Source organism: Pseudomonas sp. UBA1879, from assembly GCF_002338065.1.
Classification (GTDB): domain Bacteria; phylum Pseudomonadota; class Gammaproteobacteria; order Pseudomonadales; family Pseudomonadaceae; genus Aquipseudomonas.
Genome location: NZ_DDHJ01000018.1, coordinates 47,184 through 69,153, shown reverse-complemented (window position 1 = coordinate 69,153; position 21,970 = coordinate 47,184). Strand labels below are relative to the sequence as shown.

20 protein-coding genes are annotated in these 21,970 nt (G+C 63.9%); 1 reads left to right on the top strand and 19 read right to left on the bottom strand.

Going from position 1 to position 21,970, the window contains the following annotated elements:
• Nucleotides 1-97: 97 nt before the first annotated feature.
• From B3N48_RS20495 to B3N48_RS20475, 5 genes are all read right to left on the bottom strand, one after another.
• The gene (locus B3N48_RS20495) at nucleotides 98-877 is read right to left on the bottom strand and encodes a CHAD domain-containing protein (protein WP_296186984.1); all 780 of its coding nucleotides are present in this window, start codon (nucleotides 875-877) and stop codon (nucleotides 98-100) included.
• A gap of 21 nt (nucleotides 878-898) precedes the next feature.
• Nucleotides 899-2,899 carry a transglutaminase TgpA family protein gene (locus B3N48_RS20490; protein WP_296186982.1) on the bottom strand — a complete coding sequence of 667 codons (2,001 nt, stop codon included), beginning with the start codon at nucleotides 2,897-2,899 and terminating at the stop codon, nucleotides 899-901.
• Between the two features lie 13 nt (nucleotides 2,900-2,912).
• Complete coding sequence (locus B3N48_RS20485; protein ID WP_414704263.1) at nucleotides 2,913-3,866, bottom strand: DUF58 domain-containing protein; 954 nt, start codon at nucleotides 3,864-3,866, stop codon at nucleotides 2,913-2,915.
• Complete coding sequence (locus B3N48_RS20480; RefSeq protein WP_296186977.1) at nucleotides 3,866-4,783, bottom strand: AAA family ATPase; 918 nt, start codon at nucleotides 4,781-4,783, stop codon at nucleotides 3,866-3,868. The genes B3N48_RS20485 and B3N48_RS20480 overlap by 1 nt, the downstream gene beginning before the upstream one ends.
• Nucleotides 4,784-5,124: 341 nt before the next feature.
• Nucleotides 5,125-5,403, bottom strand: coding sequence for a hypothetical protein (locus tag B3N48_RS20475; RefSeq protein WP_296186975.1), 279 nt, complete (start codon nucleotides 5,401-5,403; stop codon nucleotides 5,125-5,127).
• Between the two features lie 175 nt (nucleotides 5,404-5,578).
• Between B3N48_RS20475 and B3N48_RS20470 the strand changes: the two genes are divergently transcribed.
• Nucleotides 5,579-6,640 (top strand): patatin-like phospholipase family protein, encoded by a 1,062-nt coding sequence (locus B3N48_RS20470; RefSeq protein WP_296186973.1) that lies wholly within the window; start codon nucleotides 5,579-5,581, stop codon nucleotides 6,638-6,640.
• A gap of 55 nt (nucleotides 6,641-6,695) precedes the next feature.
• On the opposite strand, the gene B3N48_RS20465 is transcribed toward B3N48_RS20470, so the two are convergent.
• The 14 genes from B3N48_RS20465 to B3N48_RS20400 form a co-directional block, all read right to left on the bottom strand.
• Nucleotides 6,696-7,385: a response regulator gene (locus B3N48_RS20465; RefSeq protein ID WP_296186972.1), complete on the bottom strand. Its 690-nt coding sequence runs from the start codon at nucleotides 7,383-7,385 to the stop codon at nucleotides 6,696-6,698.
• A gap of 55 nt (nucleotides 7,386-7,440) precedes the next feature.
• A complete protein-coding gene (locus tag B3N48_RS20460) occupies nucleotides 7,441-10,098 on the bottom strand; it encodes a sensor histidine kinase (RefSeq protein ID WP_296186970.1) in 2,658 nt (885 codons plus the stop codon).
• A 176-nt stretch (nucleotides 10,099-10,274) separates the two neighbouring features.
• Nucleotides 10,275-10,832 (bottom strand): potassium-transporting ATPase subunit KdpC, encoded by a 558-nt coding sequence (gene kdpC, locus B3N48_RS20455; protein ID WP_296186969.1) that lies wholly within the window; start codon nucleotides 10,830-10,832, stop codon nucleotides 10,275-10,277.
• 84 nt (nucleotides 10,833-10,916) lie between these two features.
• Nucleotides 10,917-12,983 carry a potassium-transporting ATPase subunit KdpB gene (kdpB, locus tag B3N48_RS20450; RefSeq protein WP_296186967.1) on the bottom strand — a complete coding sequence of 689 codons (2,067 nt, stop codon included), beginning with the start codon at nucleotides 12,981-12,983 and terminating at the stop codon, nucleotides 10,917-10,919.
• Between the two features lie 10 nt (nucleotides 12,984-12,993).
• The gene (gene kdpA, locus B3N48_RS20445) at nucleotides 12,994-14,688 is read right to left on the bottom strand and encodes a potassium-transporting ATPase subunit KdpA (RefSeq protein ID WP_296186965.1); all 1,695 of its coding nucleotides are present in this window, start codon (nucleotides 14,686-14,688) and stop codon (nucleotides 12,994-12,996) included.
• Nucleotides 14,689-14,693: 5 nt separating this feature from the next.
• A complete protein-coding gene (kdpF, locus tag B3N48_RS20440; protein WP_296186962.1) occupies nucleotides 14,694-14,789 on the bottom strand; it encodes a K(+)-transporting ATPase subunit F in 96 nt (31 codons plus the stop codon).
• Between the two features lie 701 nt (nucleotides 14,790-15,490).
• The gene (locus tag B3N48_RS20435) at nucleotides 15,491-16,543 is read right to left on the bottom strand and encodes an AI-2E family transporter (protein WP_296186961.1); all 1,053 of its coding nucleotides are present in this window, start codon (nucleotides 16,541-16,543) and stop codon (nucleotides 15,491-15,493) included.
• Nucleotides 16,544-16,641: 98 nt separating this feature from the next.
• A complete protein-coding gene (locus tag B3N48_RS20430) occupies nucleotides 16,642-17,469 on the bottom strand; it encodes a DUF4892 domain-containing protein (RefSeq protein ID WP_296186959.1) in 828 nt (275 codons plus the stop codon).
• A 138-nt stretch (nucleotides 17,470-17,607) separates the two neighbouring features.
• The gene (locus B3N48_RS20425; RefSeq protein WP_296186958.1) at nucleotides 17,608-18,462 is read right to left on the bottom strand and encodes an alpha/beta fold hydrolase; all 855 of its coding nucleotides are present in this window, start codon (nucleotides 18,460-18,462) and stop codon (nucleotides 17,608-17,610) included.
• Nucleotides 18,459-19,292: an alpha/beta fold hydrolase gene (locus B3N48_RS20420; RefSeq protein WP_296186956.1), complete on the bottom strand. Its 834-nt coding sequence runs from the start codon at nucleotides 19,290-19,292 to the stop codon at nucleotides 18,459-18,461. The genes B3N48_RS20425 and B3N48_RS20420 overlap by 4 nt, the downstream gene beginning before the upstream one ends.
• Before the next feature lie 120 nt (nucleotides 19,293-19,412).
• Nucleotides 19,413-19,856 (bottom strand): hotdog fold thioesterase, encoded by a 444-nt coding sequence (locus B3N48_RS20415; protein WP_296186954.1) that lies wholly within the window; start codon nucleotides 19,854-19,856, stop codon nucleotides 19,413-19,415.
• A gap of 181 nt (nucleotides 19,857-20,037) precedes the next feature.
• Nucleotides 20,038-20,496 carry a phosphohistidine phosphatase SixA gene (gene sixA, locus B3N48_RS20410; RefSeq protein ID WP_296186953.1) on the bottom strand — a complete coding sequence of 153 codons (459 nt, stop codon included), beginning with the start codon at nucleotides 20,494-20,496 and terminating at the stop codon, nucleotides 20,038-20,040.
• Nucleotides 20,493-20,783 (bottom strand): DUF4389 domain-containing protein, encoded by a 291-nt coding sequence (locus B3N48_RS20405; protein ID WP_296187564.1) that lies wholly within the window; start codon nucleotides 20,781-20,783, stop codon nucleotides 20,493-20,495. Before B3N48_RS20405 ends, sixA begins: the two co-directional genes overlap by 4 nt.
• 92 nt (nucleotides 20,784-20,875) lie before the next feature.
• Entirely contained in the window at nucleotides 20,876-21,901 is a 1,026-nt protein-coding gene (locus tag B3N48_RS20400; RefSeq protein WP_296186951.1) for an NAD(P)H-dependent glycerol-3-phosphate dehydrogenase, read from the bottom strand.
• Between the last annotated feature and the right edge of the window lie 69 nt (nucleotides 21,902-21,970).

The following is a 21,970-nucleotide window of genomic DNA, read 5'->3' as shown; positions in this document are numbered from 1 at the left end:
GCACTCCGTGAGACGCACAGGAAAGATGCCCGGATCTTAGCGAGACGCCGCCTCCTGAACAGCGCTTATAACTGCCAATTCTGCGGCTTGATCGGGATCAGTGCCTGCGCGAATCACCGAAACAGGCGTGGGCCAGTTTATCCAGCGCTTTGTCCGATTTTGCTTCGGCGCGCAGGATCCCCGACTGCCAGCCGGCCACGCAGGGCGCGAGGTCCTGATGTTGCTCGGCCTGAGCGAGCCATTGCAAGTGATCATGCCAATCGCCCAATGCGCCTTGGGCGGCCTTGAGGCGTTTTTGCATGCCGTCGGGTTGATGGCTCAATTCGGGATACGCCTCCGCCGCGTAGCGCACGCGCTTGATCAACAGCCGAAGACGGTGGCGGTCGTGGGCGGGATCAGCCATGGCTTCGCGCAGTTTCTTCCATTGCTTGTCCAGGCGTTTTTCGATGCGCTGGCGCAGCTTCTTCAGCAAGCCATGACGCTGTTGAGTGCGCAGGAACGAGGGCAGTTGATCGAGCACACCAAACAGACGGTTCAACTCGGCCGACGTGGCCACTTGAGGGCATGCGATTTTCAGGTGATTCGCCCGCTTCAGCGCCGCCTGCTGCTCGCCCTGTTCGGCGAGAAACGCCGCCAGCACCTGCATATCCCGCAGCGGCGTGGTCAGATCGCCGACCCCCTTGGCCGCCTCTTCCACCTGATCCAGCCCCGGCAAGCCACGCAACGGCCGCAACACACTGCGCAGGCGCCGCACGGTGGTGCGCAGATCATGCAACGCCTCGCTGTCGGTGGACGCGGCCAGTCGCGCATGGCAGGCCAGCAGTTTGACGTTGAGACTGAAAATCTCGGCGATCAGGTGATCGACCATGGCAGACATCGAGGACTCCTTGAAGGTTGATTAAGGCTGCTTGTCTTTAACCACCGACAAGCGCCAGGGCAAACAGCGACGCAGGTGTTTCAGACGGCGGCGCAGCTGCCCGGCCGAGCTGGACACCCCGGCATAGCGCTGGGCTTCGAACGCCTGGGCGAACCCTTCAATGGCCTCAGCCTGCGCCGGGAAGCGCTGAGCGGCGCGTATCGCGAACGCCCGAGCGCCCTCCCCCGGTTGGCGTTTTAGACCGTGCCGGGCGAGCAGTCGTTCGAACGCATTGAACAGCCGCAGTTGCGAGTCGCTCTCCCGTTGCCACGGTTTGAACAGCCACAGCGCTACGATCCCGAGGATCACTAGCGCGCCACCGGCGAACACCGGTGCCTGAAAACCCGAGAACCAGCGGCCCAGCACCTGCAATTGCTGTTGCCCTTGATAGCCCAGCACCCAGCGCTGCCAACCGTAATTGAGGTTATCCCAACTGAGGCGAATCGAATTGATCCAGGCCAGGTGCCGATAGCGCAACACCGACATCGGCGAATCGGCGAGAAACTCCTCATCGGCGCCCAACGCGGCCTCTAACCCCTGTTCGATCCGCGCCGGCGACACGGCTGCAGTCGGGTCGACACTGCGCCAGCCAACGCCCGCCTGCCAATACTCGACCCAGGCGTGGGCATCGAACTGGCGCACGCTGATGTAGTTGCCATCCGGGTTCAGCTCGCCGCCCTGATACCCCGCCACGACCCGTGCCGGAATGCCTGCCGCGCGCAGGACAAACGTCATGGCCCCTGCGTAATGCTCACAGAAACCGGCGCGGCTGCCGAACAGGAAATCGTCGATGCCATTGGGCCCGAGCGTGGGCGGCTTCAGCGTGTAGCGGAACGGCTGTTCCGTGAAATACGTCAGCAGGCCGTCCACCAGTGCCTCGGGTTTTGGGTAGCGCTGGTGCAGGTCCGCCGCCCACTCCCGCGCTTGCGGATTGCCCTTGGCAGGCAGTTGCAGATCCTGGGATCGGGCGCTGTCGCCCAGGCGGGTCTCTCGCACCGCGTCGGGCCAGGCATCGACGCTGTACAGCACCGATTGCTCGATGGGCCGTCGACGCTGCCAGCGAAAGTCGCTCATCTGGCGCACACCGGCGAGGTCCGTTTCGCCGACGTCCAGCGTCATCAGCCACGGCTTGCCGCTGGGTTCCATGACCACGCTGTAGCTGATCTTCTCGCCGGTCTTGTGCCAGTCCGGGGCATCCGGCACCAGCGCGCGGGACGACTGTGACCAGCGTCTTCCGTCGAACTGCTCCAGCGTCAAACCGCGCCAGTATTGCTGATGACGTGGCGGCACCGGTCCCTCGAAGCTGGCCCGGAACACCAGCGCCGCCGATTGGCTCAGCTCGGCCACGTCCCCCGGCGACATGCTGTCGGAAAGCCCGGTCAGCCCTTTATTGCTCGGCTGCGGCAGCGACCACAAAGGGTCGAGACGGGGAAAGAACAGAAATAACAGCAGCATCAATGGCACGGCCTGCAGCAGCAGTTTGATCGCCAATTTCAATGTGCCCGCCGGTTTGCTGGAGAGGCTGGACTGTTGCAGGCCGATCAGCCCCGCGAGCAATGCCGTCACTGGTAACAGGGTGAACAGCCCCCACAGCAGCGCGTCTTCGAACAGATAGCCGACCGCCACGCAAAAGAAGCCGAGAAAGATCAGCACCAGCGCATCCCGTCGCGTCTGCATTTCCAGCATCTTGAGGATGAATGCGGCGATCAGCAGCGCGGCCCCGGCATCCAGGCCCACCAGGCTGCCCCGCGCCAGAAAGATCCCGCCCGCTGTTCCCACCAGCAGTCCGGATTTGATCCAGGTGCCGGGCATCCGCACGCGCATGCGGAATATTTGAATGCGCCAGAAACTGCACACCAGCCACAGCACCACCAGCGCCACGGGGATATGCAGCGAAAACGGGACGATCACCAGCGCCTGGGCGATCAGCAGCCAATTGAGGCTGACCCTGGGGATCGGCTGGGCGAGCTGGGTGGAGGTCATGCCCGTGCCGCCTTCATGCCCGCACCCCGTACAGCGCCAGTTGCCGCAGGCAGGCCTCGCGATGGGCATCGCCGCTGTCCACCGCCGAAAGGAAACCGGGCAAGCGTAAGGCGAACGGCTGCTGCCGCTGCGACAGCTCCAGTACCCAATAGCACAGGCGCGAAAGCCGCTCTTCGATGTCGCCGCCCAGGGCCATGAAATCCAGGCACAAGTCATGGCCGCTGAGGTCTGTGAACTCCTTGACCATCAGCCCCTGCCCCCGCGACCAGGCTTTCCAGTGCAGGCGGCGCATGGAGTCGCCCGGCTGCCAGGTGCGCAGCCCCTGATAGTCGTCGACGCCCTGGCCATGGGTGGCCTGTCCATCGTCTTCGGCGTGAGGCTGAACCCCTTGCAGGAGCGGCAGGCTACCTGGAATTGGACGCGGATAAACCAGCACGGTCTGCTCCAGATCCAGCCACGTCCAGGCGCGGAAGATGCCGAGGGGAAACACGCTCTCGACCCGCAAACGCGGGGCCCGCAACCAGCCGCGGTTGACCGCTGGCAAGGTCAGCGCCACGTCCACCTGCTGCTCGGATTCGACGTCGGTCTGCTCAAGTCTCTCGCTGTCCCAGCCAAGCGCGATGGCCTGATGGCCGTTCGACGCGCTTTCCAGACGCAGGCGCAGTTGCACCGGTTCGCCGACGAACACCGAACGGGCGTGGCCGGCGCTGAGCACCAGGCCGCTGAAGTTTCGATAGGTGTGCAGAATGCCAAGGATGCCCACCGAGGTCATGAGGAAGGTCAGGCCGTAGGCAAGGCTGTTCTGGTAGTTGATCGACACCAGCAACAGCAGAAACAGCACGAGCATGAAGGTGCTGCCCGCCCGGGTCGGCAGGATGAAGATTCGGCGATGATCCAGCTCGATCCGGGAGGCTGGAGGAATGCGACGTCCCACCCAGCGCTGCCAGAACGGTTTGAACTGTGGCATCACAGCACCGGCACCTCACGCAGCAACCCTTGAACCAACGCCCCGCCGCCATGCCCGGTGGGATCGCTGCGGTCGCGCAGACGATGGCCGATCACCGCCGGCAGAATCGCCTGGACGTCTTCCGGAATCACGTAATCGCGACCGATCAGCAAGGCCCAGGCCCGCGCCGCCGAGAGGATTGCCAGGCTTGCCCGGGGTGACAGGCCGTAGGCGAACTGCGGCTGACTGCGCGTGGCGTCCACCAGCCGCAACACATAATCCACCAGCGCATCGCTGGCCCGTACGCGACGAGCCTCTTCCTGCAACGCTGCCAACTCGCTGTGGTCGATGATCGGCTCGATACGCGGCAACAACTCCCGACGAGACTCGCCCAGCAACAAGGCTTTCTCGGCCGAGCGCGCGGGGTAGCCCAGTGACAGGCGCATCAGGAAGCGGTCCAGCTGCGATTCGGGCAGTGCGAAGGTCCCGCCCTGACTGAACGGGTTTTGCGTGGCGATGACGAAAAACGGGTCAGGCAACACGCGGGTAGCGCCTTCGAGGGTCACCTGCCCTTCTTCCATGGCTTCGAGCAATGCGCTCTGGCTTTTGGGCGTGGCGCGATTGATTTCGTCCGCCAGCACCAGTTCGGCGAAGATTGGCCCGGGATGGAAGGTGAATTGCCCGGTTTCCCGGTCGAAGACCGACGTGCCGAGAATGTCGCCCGGTAGTAGATCAGAGGTGAATTGAATGCGCTGGAAGCTCAGCCCCAGCACCCGCGCTAGGGTATGGCTGAGGGTGGTCTTGCCCATGCCGGGCAAATCTTCGATCAGCAGATGCCCGCCGCCCAGAAGACATGTCAGCGCCAGACGAACTTGCGGTTCCTTGCCCAACACCACTTCATTGATTGCGTTGAGACACGCATCCAGTTTTCTGCCCATCGGAAAGCCTCCCCAGGCGACAGCGCTTGACTCGTAGGATTGCGGCAGATGCCAGACGTGCAGCCACTTTAAAGTCAGCGTAGGCGTTTTCGCCAGCGCGGATGAGCGGAATCGGGAGGATTTGACAAGAGGGGTGGCTGAACGCAGTGCTGACGATACGTCGAGAGAGGACCTCGACACGCTTATGCCGAAGGCGTGGGAGCTGGCTTGCTGGCGAAGGCGGCACACAGGTCGACATCCATTATTTGTCTGACCTGACGCTTTCGCCAGCAAGCCGGCTCCCATGGGCTGCGCCCAGAGTCAAAAACCATCCGCGTGAGCCCGGAACATCACGACCAGACTCAACGTCCGGCGCGGGACTCACGGATGTAGAAGCGCGCTTTCTCGGCTTTCTCGTTGCAGCCTTCGAACGCTTCGAACTGCTGCTGGGTTTTGGCGCCGGTCAGCAGGGACAAGGCTTTCGAGTAGCTGACGGTCCCGGCAAAGCCTTCGGCCTTGGCCAGGTCCAATTCGTGCCAGGCGGCATCCAGGTTGGTGGCGCAGCTGTCGCGATAGGCGGTTTTTCCCGCGCAGCCTGAGAGAACGAGGGCGAGCAGTGGCAGGCAGATCCAGGCTTTCATCGGGTGTACCTCAGCAATGGAAAATCAACGATGGAATTGACGCTGCGGGTTTGACGATGCGGCGATGTAAAAGTGCCATGTCCGGGTCGCGGCCCCGGTGTTTTTTGTCGCGCCCGTTATACACCCGGCGCAGCCTTGGGCGTAGGGTAGAGGCCAGGTAACGGGGAGCCTGCGAATGAAGAAACGAGTCGCGCTGGTATTGGGGTCTGGGGGCGCCAGAGGGTACGCACACATCGGCGTGATCGAAGAACTGGAACGACGCGGGTACGACATTGCCTGCATCGCCGGTTGCTCGATGGGGGCGGTGATCGGGGGGATTTATGCGGCAGGCAAACTGCCGGAATACAAGGCGTGGATCGAGAGTCTGGATTATCTCGACGTGTTGCGGCTGGTGGACGTGAGTTTCCGTCTGGGCGCCATTCGCGGAGAAAAAGTCTTCGGCAAAATCCGCGAAATCGTCGGCGAGATCAATATCGAAGACCTGCGCGTTCCATACACTGCCGTCGCCACCGACCTGACCAACCAGCAGGAAATCTGGTTTCAGGAAGGCAACCTGCACTCGGCCATGCGCGCGTCAGCGGCGATTCCCAGCCTGTTCACCCCGGTGGTTCAAGGCAATCGCACGCTGGTGGACGGCGGCCTGCTCAACCCGCTGCCGATCGTGCCGGTGGTGTCCAGCCATTGCGATCTGATCGTGGCGGTCAACCTCAACTCGACTAACCAGAAGCAGTACCACTTGCCGGTGATCGAACGCCCGCCCGCCGTGAAGAAACGCTTCGACGCGTTGATCAATTCCATCGGTTCGCATCTGCCATTCCGGCGCAAGATGGACGTGGCAGCCGGCGACGTCTTGCGTCTGGAGCAGGACCGCCTCAAGGCCACCGCCGCCACGTTGCCCGACCCTTGGCTCGGCCAGCACGACAGTGAATCCGCCGACCCGCAAGGCCAACAACCTGCCGCCGCCCCTTCCGAACCGGGCGCCCCAAAGTCCGCCAGTGGCTCAGTGATCATCGACAACGTAGGGCCTGCGTCCTTGCTCGATCTGATCAACCAGAGTTTCGAGGTGATGCAGACCTCGTTGGCGCAGTACAAGATCGCCGGTTATCCGCCGGACATCCTGATCAACGTGCCCAAACGCGTCTGCCGGTTTTTCGAGTTCTACAAAGCGCCGGAACTGATTGCGCTGGGGCGAGAAATTGCGCGGGACACGCTGGATCGGTATGAGCGGGAGCATTGAGGTCAGCTCGCGGGCGATCTACGTGCAAGCCGACTCCCACAACGATTGTGCTACCTCACGCCCCCACCAACCGATAGCCCACCCCCGCCTCGGTCATGATGAAACGGGGTGCGGCGGGGTCGTCGGAGAGTTTCTGGCGCAGGTGGCCGACGACGATGCGCAGGTAATGGGTGTCCTCCACGTGGGTCGGCCCCCAGATGTCCTTGAGCAGTTGTTGCTGCGTGATGACCCGGCCCGGGTGCCGCGCGAGTTGCGCCAGCACGGCGTATTCCTTGCGGGTCAGCGCCACTTCCGTATCGTCCAGCAGCACGCGCCGGTAAGCGAGATCAACCGTCAACGGCCCGATGACCAACGCCGCGTCAGTCTGGCCTGAGGCCGGTGCCTGACGCAGCAGCGCCCGAACCCGGGCCAGAAACTCCTGGATCCCGAACGGTTTGGTCACGTAGTCGTTGGCCCCGGCGTCCAGCGCCCGGACCTTTTCGCCCTCGCTGGCGCGCACCGACAGCACCAGCACCGGCACCGCCGACCACTCGCGGAACTGGCTCAGCACGTCTTGGCCGTCAATGTCCGGCAGGCCCAAGTCGAGCACCAGCAGATCGGGTTTGCTGAGCGCGGCCTGCGCCAGTCCTTCGTTGCCGGTCCCGGCTTCGATCACGGCGTAGCCCTGTGATGCGAGGCTGATGCGCAGGAATTTGCGGATCTGCGGCTCATCGTCGATCACCAGAATGGTTGCCGTCTGGCTCATGGAATTCCCGTCAAAAGTCTTCATTCACACGCCGCCAGCCTACCCCAAAGCGTCTTCACAGCGCCTGCTCCTTTTCGCCCTGAGGCTGGGCCTGCAACGGCAAATGCAGGGAAATGCAGGTGCCGTGCCCGTCGATACCGTCGCCGACGCTGATCCGCCCGCCATGAGCGCCCACCATCCCCTGACAGATCGCCAGGCCCAGTCCAGTGCCCTGCCCGCCTCGGTCGCCCCGGGCGGCGGTGTAGAACATGTCGAAGATCTTCGCCCGCTCGGCTTCGGGAATCCCCGGCCCCTCGTCGCTCACGGCGAAGATCAGCTCATCGTTCAACGCTGCCACCCTGATCTGCAGGCGACCATGGCTGGGCGAAAAGCGCGCGGCGTTTTCCACCACGTTGATCAGCGCCTGTTCGATCAACGCGGCGTGCACGTACAGCAAGGGCAACTCGGCTGGCAGATCGGTGCTGACCTGCAACGGCGCCAGCACGGCGCGCAGGCGGTTCAGGGTGCTGCCGACGATGTCACCCGGCGCGACCCAATCCCGCGCCAGTTTCAATGCGCCGTGGCCCAGTCGCGTCATGTCCAGCAGGTTCTGGATGTAACGGTCCAGCCGCTCGGCCTCGTCGCGGGTGCCCTCCAACAGTTCGCGACGGTCTTCCAGCGGAATCGCCTCACCCAGCGCCAGCAGGCTGTCGATGCTGCCGCGCATGGCCGTCAGCGGAGTGCGCAGGTCGTGGGACACCGAGGCGAGCAAGGCACTGCGCAGCTGTTCGGTTTCGCCGTGCAGACGCGCAGCTTCCAGGTCGTCGGCCAGTTGCGCGCGGGCCAATGCCTGACCCAAAGGCTGACTGAGCGCGATCAGCAGCCGACGACGCTGGGCACTGAAACTTTGCCCGGGCTGGGCGCGGACACCGAGCAGCGCCAGCGGTGCGTCGTCGACCCACAGCGGCAGCCACCACCACGCCCCCGAGGGCAATGTCCCGGTGCCGCGGCCCGCGGGCTGGCCGTGCTGCCAGGCCCAGTCGGCTGCGGCGCGCTCGAATTCGGAAAACTCCAGTGCGCCGCCGACTTCGACTCGCCAGGCTTGATCGGCGTCCTTGCCGAGCATGCAGACCTGCACAGCTTTCCAGCCAGCCAAGTGCTGTTCGGCAGCGCTGAGCACGGCCTGCCGGTCGGTGGCGGCGGTGAGGCGTTTCGACAGGTCAAGCAGTTCGCTGGTCTCTTCCTGGGTGTCGCGCAACGCCTGCAACTGTCGACGCTGCCGGGCTGCGAGGTTGCCGGTCAGGGCGGCCATCATCAGGAAAAACAGTAGGGTCAGCACGTCTTCTTCGCGCTGAATGCTGAGGGAGAAATTCGGCGGGATAAACAGGAAGTCATAAGCCAGAAACGACAGCACCGAACAGACCATCGCCGGCCCGAGGCTGCTGCGCACCGCCACCAACAGCACCGCCGCGAGAAACACCAGCGAAATGTTGGGCAGTGCCAGGACGCTGGACACCGCCCAGGCCAAGGCGCTGGCGCAGACCGTTGCCAGCACCGCCAACAGGTAATCGAACCCGCTGAGGGTGCGCGGCGAGGTCGAATGCGGCTGATCGGGGCGCGCCTCGCTGTCCAGCACGTTGATTTCCAGCCCGTGAGCGTTGCGTAACAGACGCGAGGCCAGCCCACCGCCGAACACTCGCCGACGCAAGGAAGGCTGCGACTGCCCGACCAGCACCAGACTGGCGCGACGCTCGGCCGCGTGTTGAATCAGGGTTTTCGCCACTTCCGGTGCGCGCAGCACCACGACTTCGCCGCCCAGCCGTTCCGCCAGCTGCTGGGCACTCTGCAGGCGGCTGCGGGCCAGTTCATCGAAGAACCGCCCATTGTCGACATGCACCAGGGTCCACGGCAGGTGTCTGCGCTGGGCCACCCGACTGGCGTGACGCACCAGACGCTCGGCCTGGGCATCGCCATCGACCCCCACCAGCAAACGGCCGCGCACCGCCGGCGCCGACTGCCCCAGCTGGCGGTAACCGAGGGCCAGATCGTTATCGACCTGGGCCGCTGCAGTCTGCATCGCCAGTTCGCGCAGGGCGGTGAGATTGGTCTGGGTAAAGAAGGCGTCAATGGCTGCACGCGCCTGTTCCGGGACGTAGACCTTGCCGTCGCGCAGCCGCTCCAGCAATTCGCGCGGTGGCAGGTCGATCAGCACCAGTTCGTAGGCTTCCTGCAAGACCCAGTCCGGCAGGGTTTCGCGGACCTGCACGCCGGTGATGCCGCGTACTTGATCGTTGAGGCTTTCCAGGTGCTGCACGTTGACGGTGGTGTAGACATCGATCCCGGCGGAGAGCAGTTCCTGAATGTCTTGCCAGCGTTTGGCGTGACGACTGCCCGGGGCGTTGGTGTGGGCCAGCTCGTCGACCAACACCAGTTTTGGCCGGGCGGCCAGCAAGCCGTCAAGGTCCATTTCCTCCAGCATCACGCCGCGGTATTCCGAGCGCAGCATGGGTCGCTGCGGCAGACCGCCGAGCAGCGCTTCGGTCTCGGCGCGACCATGGGTTTCCACGACCCCGGCGAGGACGGAGACGCCTTGACGCAGTTGCGTATGCGCGGCCTGCAACATGGCGTAGGTCTTGCCCACGCCGGGGGCGGCGCCGAGAAACACCTTCAACCGGCCGCGGTCGTCACGGGGGAGCGTCGCCAGCAAGGCATCGGCGCGGCTGTCTGAATTCACGGGGTCATCCCTTAGTTGCTGGCTGTTCTTTTGGTGGAACGCGTAACTTTTTATGAAATGCGATCAATGTGGGAGCCGGCTTGCTGGCGAATGGGCCTGTCATTCAACATCTGCCTATCTGACCTCCGCTTTCGCCAGCAAGCCGGCTCCCACATGGAAGGTGTAGATCAGGGCGGCTACTGGCCAACCCGCAACTCACCCAGACGCTGGTTCAAGGCCAGCACATTCACCACCGCCGGGCCAATCAACGGACGATAAGTGTTATCCGCCACCAACTGCTGCACCTTCACCGCAGACACATGCCGCGCCGCCGCCACCCGCGCTACCTGGTAATCGGCAGCGGCTGGCGAGAGATGAGGGTCGAGGCCGCTGCCCGATGTGGTCAGCAGGTTCAACGGCACTGGCCCCTGCCCATCGACGGCCTCTTTGCGCGCATCATCACCGACGCGCGTGGCCAACGCCGGGTTGCTCGGCGACAGGTTACTCGCACCACTCGCCACCGTGGCATAGGCCCCGGCCGACGGGCGCGGGTGAAACCATTCATCCCCGGTGAACGCCTGGGCGATCAATTCAGAACCCCGCACCTTCTCATGATCGTCATACACCAGGCTGCCATTGGCCTGCTCCGGAAACGCCACCTGTGCAACGCCGGTCACGACCAGCGGATAAGCCACGCCAGTGATCAGGGTCATCAGCACGATCAGGCTCACGGCGGGACGCACTATAGTCGACATCATTCATTCCTCAATCAAATCGGGTCGCTGCGAGGCGCAAAACAGATCGCCCCGCAGCCAGATAAGCGTCTCAAATAACCGTGTTCAAACCAGGTGCAGCCCGGTCAGCAGCAGATCAATCAGCTTGATCCCCACGAACGGCACGAGGATCCCGCCCAGCCCATAAATCAGCAGGTTGCGACGTAGCAGGTGTGCCGCGCTCGCGGCCTGCACGCGAACGCCACGCAAGGCCAGCGGGATCAGCACCACGATGATCAGCGCGTTGAACACGATGGCCGACAGGATCGCGCTCTGCGGGCTGGCCAGGTGCATGATGTTGAGCACGCCCAATTGCGGGTAGATCGCCGCGAACAGCGCCGGCAGGATCGCGAAATACTTGGCCACGTCGTTGGCGATGGAGAACGTCGTCAGCGCGCCACGGGTGACCAGCAACTCCTTGCCCACTTGCACCACGTCCAGCAGCTTGGTCGGGTCGCTGTCGAGGTCGACCATGTTGGCCGCTTCCCGCGCGGCCTGGGTGCCGTCGTTCATCGCCATGCCGACGTCCGCCTGGGCCAGCGCCGGGGCATCGTTGGCGCCGTCGCCGCACATCGCCACCAGACGCCCGTCGTTCTGCTCCTGACGAATGCGCTCCAGTTTCTTCTCCGGCGTCGCTTCGGCCAGCACGTCATCAACGCCCGCTTCTGCGGCAATCGCCGCAGCGGTCAGCGGGTTGTCGCCGGTGACCATGACCGTGCGAATCCCCAGCTTGCGCAGTTCCTCGAAGCGCTCGCGAATGCCCGGCTTGACCACGTCCTTGAGGTGAATCGCGCCCAGCAGGGTGTGATCGACCGCGACCAGCAGCGGCGTGCCGCCGGTCTTGGCGATCTTGTCGATCTCCCTGGCCAGACTGGCCGGCAAGTCGGTGCGGTCACGGCCAATGAAGCTGAGCAACGAATCCACAGCACCCTTGCGGTACGCACGGCCGGCAAAGTCGACACCGGACAAACGCGTTTCGGCGCTGAACGGCACGGCGGTGAGTTCGCTGGCCGCAGGTTCGGTCGTGGGATGCAACGCGCGCAGGTACTCGACGATGGACTTGCCTTCGGCGGTATCGTCCGCCAGCGAGGCCAGCAGCGTGCCTTCGCTCAATTCCTTGCCGCTCACGCCAGGCGCCGCGTAAACGGCTGCACAGCGACGGTTGCCGAAGGTGATGGTGCCGGTCTTGTCCAGCAGCAACACGTGTACATCCCCCGCCGCTTCCACAGCGCGTCCGGATTTGGCGATCACGTTCAGGCGCACCAGACGGTCCATGCCGGCGATGCCGATGGCCGACAGCAGACCGCCGATGGTGGTCGGGATCAGCGTCACCAACAACGCCACCAGAAACACCAGCGGCAGGCTGCCCCCGGCGAAATGGGCGAAGGGTTGCAGGGTCACGACCACCAGCAGGAAGATCAGGGTCAGACCGATCAGCAGAATGTCCAGCGCGACTTCGTTGGGGGTTTTCTGGCGTTTGGCGCCTTCCACCAGCGCAATCATGCGGGCCAGCGTGGACTCACCGGGGTTGGCGCTGATGCGCACCAAGAGCCAGTCCGAGACCAGGCGGGTATTGCCGGTGACCGCCGAACGGTCACCACCGGACTCGCGAATCACCGGCGCGGATTCGCCGGTGATTGCCGCTTCGTTGACTGCCGCGATGCCCGCGATGACTTCGCCGTCACCGGGAATCAGCTCCCCCGCTTCGACGCGCACCACATCGCCTTTGCGCAGGGTGCTGGCGTTGACCGTGACAAACGCACCGCCCGCCCCTTGCAGCCGGGCTTTGAGGCCCTCGGTGCCGGCCTTCAGGCTGTCGGCCCGGGCCTTGCCACGGCCTTCGGCCAGGGCCTCGGCGAAGTTGGCGAACAACACGGTGAACCACAACCACACCGCGATCTGCACCGCAACGAAGGTCGGCACGGCCGGGTTGGGGATCAGGCATAACAGCGTGGTCAGGATCGCGGTGAGTTCGACCACCAGCATCACCGGCGCGCGGTGCAACTGACGTGGATCGAGCTTGACGAAGGACTGGACCAGCGCCGGGCGCCACAGCGCGGTCAGGCCGGTTTTGGCAGGCTCTACGCTCGGGGCGTTCGCCGGGTTCTTTGTTACAGGCGCATGCATGTTCATGATTCAGTCCTCAGAAACCCAGGCTCAAGTGTTCGGCAATCGGTCCCAGGGCCAGGGTCGGCAGGAACGTCAGGCCACCCACCAGCAAAATGGTCACGGTCAGCAGGGCGACGAACAGCGGGCCGTGGGTCGGGAAGCTGTTGAGGCCGAGGGGCGCGGTCTTCTTCGCCGCCAGGCTGCCCGCCAACGCCAACACCGGCAGGATGTAGCCGAAGCGGCCGATGAACATCGACAGGCCGAGCATCAGGTTATGGAACAACGTGTTGGCGCTGAACCCGCCGAACGCCGAGCCGTTGTTCGCCGTGGCCGAGGTGTAGGCGTAAAGCAGCTGACTGAAACCGTGGGCGCCGGGGTTGCTCACCGCGCCCGCCGGGCCGGGCAGCGACGCCGCCAGCGCACCGAACACCAGCACGCCGATGGGCATGACGATCAGGGTTGCGACCAGCAGTTTCACTTCACGGGCCTGCAATTTCTTGCCGAGGTATTCCGGCGTGCGGCCAATCATCAGCCCCGCGAGGAACACTGCGATCAGCACGTTCAGCAGCATGCCGTAGAGCCCCGCACCGACTCCGCCGAAGATCACTTCGCCGACCATCATGTTGACCATCGCGATCATGCCGGTCAGCGGGTTGAGGCTGTCGTGCATGCCGTTGACCGAGCCATTGGACGCTGCGGTCGTGGTGGTCGCCCACAACACGGTAGCGGTGGTGCCAAAGCGGGTTTCCTTGCCTTCCATCGGCGCGGTCTGCTCGACCGAGGCCATGTTCAGCGTCGGGTTGGGCTGATATTCGGCCCACAACGCCGTGGCACCGCCGATCAAGAACAGCGCCAGCATGCACGCCAGGATCGCGCGACTTTGGCGCATGTCCTTGACGTAATGGCCAAAGGTGAACACCAGCGCCACCGGAATCAGGATGATCGACACCAGCTCGAACAGGTTGCTCCACGCGGTCGGGTTCTCGAACGGGTGCGCCGAGTTGACGCCGAAGAAGCCGCCGCCGTTGGTGCCCAGTTGTTTGATCGCGATCTGGCTGGCCGCCGGGCCGAGCGGAAGGGTCTGGTCGGCGCCTTGCAGCGTGACCGCATCGACGTAATGAGCGAAGGTTTGCGGCACGCCCTGCCAGACCAGAAACAGCGCCAGCACGATACACAACGGCAGCAGGCCGTAGAGGGTCGCGCGGGTCATGTCGGTCCAGAAGTTGCCGAGGTGTTGGGTCGAGCGACGACCAATCCCGCGACAGAATGCCACCAGCACGGCAATGCCCGTGGCCGCACTGACGAAATTCTGCACGGTCAGCCCCGCCATCTGGCTCAGGTAGCTCAGGGACGACTCGCCGCTGTAGCTCTGCCAGTTGGTATTGGTGACGAAACTCATCGCCGTGTTGAACGCCAGCGACCACTCCATCCCCGGCAGGCCTTGCGGATTAAGAGGCAACGCGCCCTGGAACAGCAGGATCGCGAACAGCGCGACAAACCCCGCCAGGTTGAACGCCAGCAGGGCCAGAGTGTAGGTTTTCCAGTTCTGCTCGACCTTGGGATCGACGCCGGACAGGCGATAACACACACGTTCGATCGGGCCCATCACCGGGGTCAGCCAGGTGCGCTCACCTTCCATGACCTTGTAATAGAACCGGCCCAGCCACGGCGCGGGCAGCAACACCAGCGCAAAAAACGCCAGAATCAGCAGATAGTCATTAGTGTGCATGGCCGTCATTCCTCGACCCGACCGGCACGCAACAGCGCCACCAGCAAATACACGAACAACCCCGCCGCCAACAGCAGAGACACCCCATCCACAACGCTCATGAAAAACTCTCCGTCATACGGCAATTGCCGTGGGACGAATTGTCGGATCGAGGGGTGTAAAGGAACGAGGTCGAGGGTCGGTGAATGGCATAAAGAAAGCGTAAAGAGTCGCGCAGCGTCGCCCCCCAGCGCCCGCACGCTGCCTATTCGCGGCCGTCGATCCTCTGGCGTCTCCTAAAGGGAGTGTGACGTGCCGACGATCCGGGCCTGGCGCAGGACCTGTAGGAGCAGCCGGAGGTACGACGGCCGCGATAGCGGTGTTTCACACGCCGCATCATCAACCGACCCGAGGCCTTCGTCCGACCGCGGCCCGTGCCGTCGTGCCTCCGGCGGCCCTACAGGGATTGTGGCGTGCCGAGGACCCGGGCCTGGCGCAGAACCCGTAGGAGCAGCCGGAGGTACGACGGCCGCGATAGCGGTGTTTCACACGCCGCATCATCAACTGATTCACCCGGGCGGCGGCCTGACCGTCGTCGTCGACCTGCCGCGCCTCTGCCCCCTACCCCCGCCTTGCGTCGAACGCGCCCCCGTGGGAGTGAGCTTGCTCACGAAGATTAAGGACCATGCGATAGAGTTGGTGTGCTTGTGCCCTGGCCTTCGTGAGCAAGCTCACCGCCACAAGCCCGACGATGGCCCTGGACTCGAGGTTCACATCCCCTCACCTGTCTGCGCGTAAGACAGCATGGGGGCACCTCGCATCGTCACTTGGGCAACTGCCGCGCGCGGCTGTCCCCTGCCCAGTCCAGCAACAGGCTGTAGGCCACGGCCAGCAAGGTCGGGCCGATAAACAGGCCGATGAAGCCGAACGCCAGCAACCCGCCGAACACCCCCAACAGCACAATGACCAACGGCAGGTTGCCGCCCCGGCTGATCAGATATGGCTTGAGCACGTTGTCCACACCACTGACGATGAACGTGCCCCACAGCCCCAGAAAAATCGCCATGCCGTAGTCGCCCTTCCACGCCAGCCAGGCGGTTGCGGGAATCCAGATCAGTGGCGGGCCCATGGGCACCAGACTCAGCAGAAACGTGCCAATCCCCAGCACCAGCGCCCCGGGCACGCCCGCGATGAGGAAGCCGATCAACGCCAGCACCGCCTGCGCCGCGGCCGTGCCGATCACCCCGTTGACCACCCGCTGCACCGTCCCCGCCACCAGATCGAGGTAATACGGGGCCCTGTCACCGATCAGCCGCTCCAGCAGGCTCAGCACGAACGCTGCCAGCCGTGGGCCGTCGCGGTAGAAAAAGAACACGAAGACAATGCTCAATGTGAGTTCGAGAATGCCGCCACCGATCTGCGCACTGCGCGCCAGCAGCCAGTTACCGACCTGCCCCAGGTACGGTTTGAGGCTCGCCAGCAGCGCTGCGCCCTGTTGATCAATGGTGTTCCAGTAACCCACCAGCCGCTCTCCCACCAACGGGACACTGACCAGCCAGGTCGGCGGATCGGGCAGGCCGTCCACCTGCACGTCTTTGACGAATGCCGTCGCGTCCCGCACGTGGTCGGCCAGGTTGAACCCCAGCCACACCAACGGCGCGGCCACCAACAGCATCCAGCCGAGGGTCAAGATGCCTGCCGCCAGCGACTCGCGCCCATCGAGTGCGCGAGTCAGCAGGCGCATCAACGGCCAACTGGCATACGCCAGCACCGCGCCCCAGAACAGCGCCGACCAGAACGGCGCCATGACCCACAGGCAGGCACCGAGCAGCGCCAGCAGCAGAATCTGCACCAACAGACGATCGTTATTGAACATGGATTCAGTCCATAGAAAAGAAGTCCGCAGACCTGAGCATAACGGCGGACCCTCTGGTTCGCCTCGTCATGTCGTCGTGCGTGGTTGTAGAACGCGGGTCAGCGGATGAGTTCGAGGGTCAGCCCCGGCGTTGGTGCGCTACCCGCTTCCAGCCGCGCAGCCCGTACGCCTTTGCCTACCAGGGCCTCGCGCCAGGCTTCGCCTTGCGGACCGGAAATCGTCACGCGCAGGGTGCTGTCCAGATTCAATCCTCGAGACAACAACGTCAGCCAAGGGTCCGTCGGCGCGCCGGTCAGCATTGGCAAGGTCAAGTCGCCGGAGCTTTTCAGCTCCCGCAACAGGGTCGCGGAGGTTGGCAAGAGTTCGCCCAGCGGCGCGCTGGCCTGGAACTGTTCGACATGCAGCATGGCCCGACGATTGCCGCGGGTGATGCTGTACAGGGCGACCAGGGTGTCGCTGTCCGGTGTCAGCCGCAGCAGCAAATAAGCTTGCCCGTTATCGCTGCCATACAGCCGGGAATTGCCGAACACCTCGTTGGCCCACAGGCTGCTTTCGCCGCAGTCACGGGCCTGGCACCAAAACAGCAACTGCGCGCCCTGCTGTTGCAACGCCTCGCGGGCAGCGGAGAAGGCTTCGTCGGCGGAGCGCTCGGGGGGCAGTTGGTAGGTCACGGAAGTGGCCGTGCCGCGCGCCGAGACCTGCCCGTCGAAACGCAGCTGGCCGCTGATCTTGCGAATAGCGCCCATGGGAAAGACCCGCTCCAGCTCCGAGGCGGGCCGGTAATCGACGATCTCGGCGTCAGTGGGACGAGGCAGATTGGGGAAATCCTGACTGCCTGCGACGTCGGCAGCATGGGCCATCGTCAACGGGCCGCTCAGGCACAACAGCAACCCCAACGCATGGGTCAGACGCATAGGGGTTCTCATCGCAGGGCAATCGGAAGGCAAACAGACGCCGCGCAGAGCGGCGGCGGAGGGAAAGGTGAACGGGTCAAGCGTGAGCAGTGGTCCATCGTGCAGTCTCCTGTTTCAACCCGCTCAGCCTCGGCAGTTGCAGGTCGCAAGTCAAGAAACGGCGAAGAACCGATTGAAACAGTCTGCAACAGAGCTCGCGCCCGCGTCATCGTTGAGGTGCAGATGGTGGCCGCCAGGCAGCACAGTGACGTCGAAAGCCACGCTGTCGAGCAAGGTTTTGTTCTGCGCCAGGATCCCGTCCTCGGCCACGATCAACTGTGCAGGACAGCGAACGCCGTTGACGAAGGAAAGCGCCTGCGAACGCGTCAGACGAATCGGCGACGCCAGGGTCAAGCGGCTGTCGCTGCGCCAGGTGTAGCCACCGGGCACCGGCATCAAACCTCGCTGGGCCAGCAGTTCGGCGGCTTCACGGCTCACCGCCACCGCCCCCTTCATTCGTGCTTCGACGGCCCGGTTCATGTCGGCGTACACCGGTTTGCGCTTGCTGGATTGTGTCAGCTGCGCCTGCAACGCGGCGCCCATGCGCTCGGCCGCTGACTCGGGCTCGCCCAACGGCGGAATCAGACCGTCGATCAGTGCCAATCGGTTTACCCGGTCAGGTAACGACCCCGCCACAATCACCGAGACGATCGCCCCCAGCGAATGTCCCAGCAACGAAAATGTTTCCCAGCCCATCTGCTGCGCGACCTGCAACACGTCATGGGCGTAATCCGGCAGGCCATAGCCGGCACCCGGCGGACGGTGATCCGAATGGCCATGCCCCGCCATGTCCAGCGCCAGAATGCGCAGCCCTTCGAGCTTCGGCGCCAGGCGGGCGAAGCTGTTGGCGTTGTCCAGCCAGCCATGCAGCGCGATGACCGGCTGACCCTCCTGAGGACCGAACAGGTGCGCCGCCAGTTCGATGTGCGGCAGGCTCAAACGGACGTCTTCGACGGAGCAGGTCATGCGTGGGCTCGCTGAGGCGGCGGCAGATCAGGTTCGGATGCGGCGCGGGCGGCCCAACGGGAAAACAGCTGCTTGAGCATCTGTGCGGTGTCCTCGGGGTACTCTAGCGGGAACATATGCCCGCCGGGCACACAAAGGTACTCGCCTTCGCGCATGCTTTTTACTGACAGCGCGTGATGACGGCGCACCACGTCGCTCTGCTCGCCACGGACCATGGCCAGCGGCACCTTCAGATGCCGGGCGATACCCGGGCTGGTGTGGGGCACGCTGCGGTAAATGCTCATCTCGATGGCAGGGTCGAAGCGCAGACGCAGTTGCTCGCCGTGGGGTTGCAGGCCGTGCAACAGGTAGGCTTCAAAACACTCGGGGTCGAAACGGCGAAACAGGGTCTTGCCGGAGAAGTAATGGCGCGCTGCATCAACGTCACTGAACACCTCACGACGCCCCAGCGTGCGGCCGGCCGGGGTGATGCGATCAATGAACCCGAAGCGCTTGGCAGCACGGATCATCCACTGATCGAAACGGGTGAGCACCGGGGAATCGAGCATCACCACGCCGCGGTACAGCTCGGGATGCCGCAAGGCCGCGTGATAGTGCAATACGCCGCCAAGGGAATGCCCCACGCCCCAGACCGGTTGCGATAGCGCTTGCAGGTGGTGAATCAGCTCATCCACCAGCGTCGTCCAGTTGTCGGTCACTGGAAAGCGCGGGTCATGCGCATGCTGCTCCAGGTGGGTAACCTCGAACTCATCCCCCAGCACGGCGAACAGCTTGCCGTAGGTGGCTGAAGGAAAGCCATTGGCGTGAGCGAAAAAAACGTGTTGGGCCATGCCCGCGCACCGTGAGAGCCGTGATCAAGGCGCCATTGTGCGCATCGGGTTCTGGCATCAGCAATGACCGGAACTGCCATCGGTGATGGCACTCCGGTCAACGGCGGCACTATTGCGCATTCAGCGCGCAGGCGGCTGTTCGCCGAGGGGCACGACTGCCACGGTCAGGCGCGAGATGCAACTGGCCTTGCCGTCGTCACTGGTCAGGCGGATGTCCCAAACGTGGGTCATGCGGCCAATGTGAACCGGGTGCGCCACGGCGGTTACGCGACCGCTGCGCAGGCCCCGCAGGTGGTTGGCGTTGACTTCGATGCCGACGCAGTAATATTTGCTCGTGTCGATGACCAGGTAGCTCGCGGAGGAACCGACAGTTTCCGCGAGCACCACCGACGCGCCGCCATGCAGCAGGCCATAAGGCTGATGGGTGCGATGATCGACGGCCATGCTGGCGGTCAGGGATTGATCGTCCACCGCCTCGAAGCGAATATCCAGTTGCTCGCCAATGGTGTTCTTCTGCATGGCATTAAGAGCATCGAGGTCGGGGGTTTCACGCCATAGGCTCATGGTTTTTCCTTGTTGTTTCATGAAGTCATTCGAGAGGTAATCGTTGTGCAGACGCCCTCGCCCTTGTAGGAGTGAGCTTGCTCGCGATAGCGGTATACCTGCGCCGGATACAGTGATTGACACAACGCATCGCGAGCAAGCTCACTCCTACAGGGGACAATGACCGACCCTGATTTCGGCGTCACTCCGGATGCCGAACGCCCAGCAGGTTCAGCGCCCCCGCCAGCGGAAAATCGCCTTCCAGCTCGGCCAGGCTGGCGGTCTGCATGGGCTCGGCCTGCTGCACATTGCCATGCACAGCCAGGCCGATCAACGACCCGACCAGGGGCTGATGGCTGACCAGCAACACGTTATCTGAGGCATAGAGGTCCAGATTTTCCAACGCCTTGCGCGGGTCGCTGTCCGGGGTCAACCATGGCACGGTCACCACGGCATCGGCAAAACCCAGCGCCTGACGCACCAATTCCGCCGTTTGCTGGGCGCGAACGTAGGGGCTGGCGATGATCCAGCGCAAGGGCTGCCCCAGCAAGTGTGCGGCGCTGTTCAGGACTTCTTTGCGCCCATTGGCGGTCAGCTCCCGTTCGGCGTCCGTGCGCGCCCGGTACTGAGCTTCGCCGTGGCGCAGAATCCACACTTTCATCGCTTCGGCTCCTCGTCGCGCACCGGGTGACGGGCGGCAGGCACGGTGTGTGGCGCTTCACCCTCAGGGGCTCGGGGCGCGGGCCAGTCGGCGAACGGCCACGGTTTCTGGTCGGTGTGGAACGTACCGAAGCGGCCTATGTGCGCCAGAAACTGGCTCAAGCTATCGCCGAACGACATCAGGCTCAGGCTGGGCGCGCCGTAAACCAGGCGATAGCCCAGTTGAACCAGCACCACGACGACAAGGACAATCTCAGCGACCTGCCAGACCACGACAAACACCACCATCCAGAGAATGCGCAGCAGGATCGATTCGTGTGAGTTGAAGTTTGATGCGTTCAAAGTGTTCTCCATGAGGCCAGGGGCGAGAGGCCGTTCAATCAATTGAAACCGCTGGTCGAGATGAAGTCGACGTCGGTCTTGGGTTCGGCACGCATGAGCAGTTCGATGACCTGCTCCAGCGTGCGCCCTTCGAAGAGAATGGCGTGCAGGCCGGCGACCAGCGGCATGTACACCTGCACTTCCTGGGCCTTGGCCTTGAGCACTTTCAGCGTGTTCACGCCCTCGGCGACTTCGCCCAGTCGGGTCACGGCCTCCTCCAGGCTCAAGCCCTGCCCCAGCGCAAAGCCGACCTGATAATTGCGGCTTTTTGGCGATGAGCAGGTCACGATCAGGTCACCGACACCGGCGAGTCCGAGAAAGGTCATCGGGTTTGCGCCCTGGCTGACCGCGAAGCGGGTCATCTCGGCCAGTGCCCGGGTGATCAGCATGCTTTTGGTGTTTTCGCCCATGCCCAGCGCCACGGCCATGCCGGCGATGATGGCGTAGACGTTTTTCAGCGCCCCGCCCAACTCCACGCCAAAACGGTCGGCGCTGGCGTACACGCGGAAGGTGCGACCGTGCAGCGCGGCCTGAACCTGCTGGCAGAGGTCTTCGTCTTCACTGGCGACCACCGTGGCGGTCAGCGCATGCTCGGCAATCTCGCGGGCCAGGTTGGGGCCGGACAGCACGCCAATCCGCGATTTCGGCGCGATGTCTTCGAGGATTTCACTCATCAGCTTGAACGTCTGCGCCTCGATGCCTTTGGTCAGGCTGACCAGCATCTTGCCGGTCAGCACATCAACGTGAGGCGTCAATACGCTGCGCAGCGCACTGGACGGGAGCGCGACGAATACCAACGACGCGGCCTGCAAAACGCTTGGCAGGTCGGTCGCCGGCTCCACCGCCTCGAGCACCTTGACGCCCTTGAGGTAGCGCGGGTTCTCGCGATTGACGCGAATCGCCTCGGCCTGTTCGGGGTCTCGCATCCATTGCAAGACCCGGTGACCATTTTCGGCCAGCAGGTTGGCCACCGCCGTGCCGAAACTGCCGCCACCCAGAACGGCGATCGGTTGCTGTTGGGTCATAAAACCATCCATCTAGAGCCATCGGATTTGGCGATGCAGCATTATACGGAGCGCGATGCCTGCCACCAG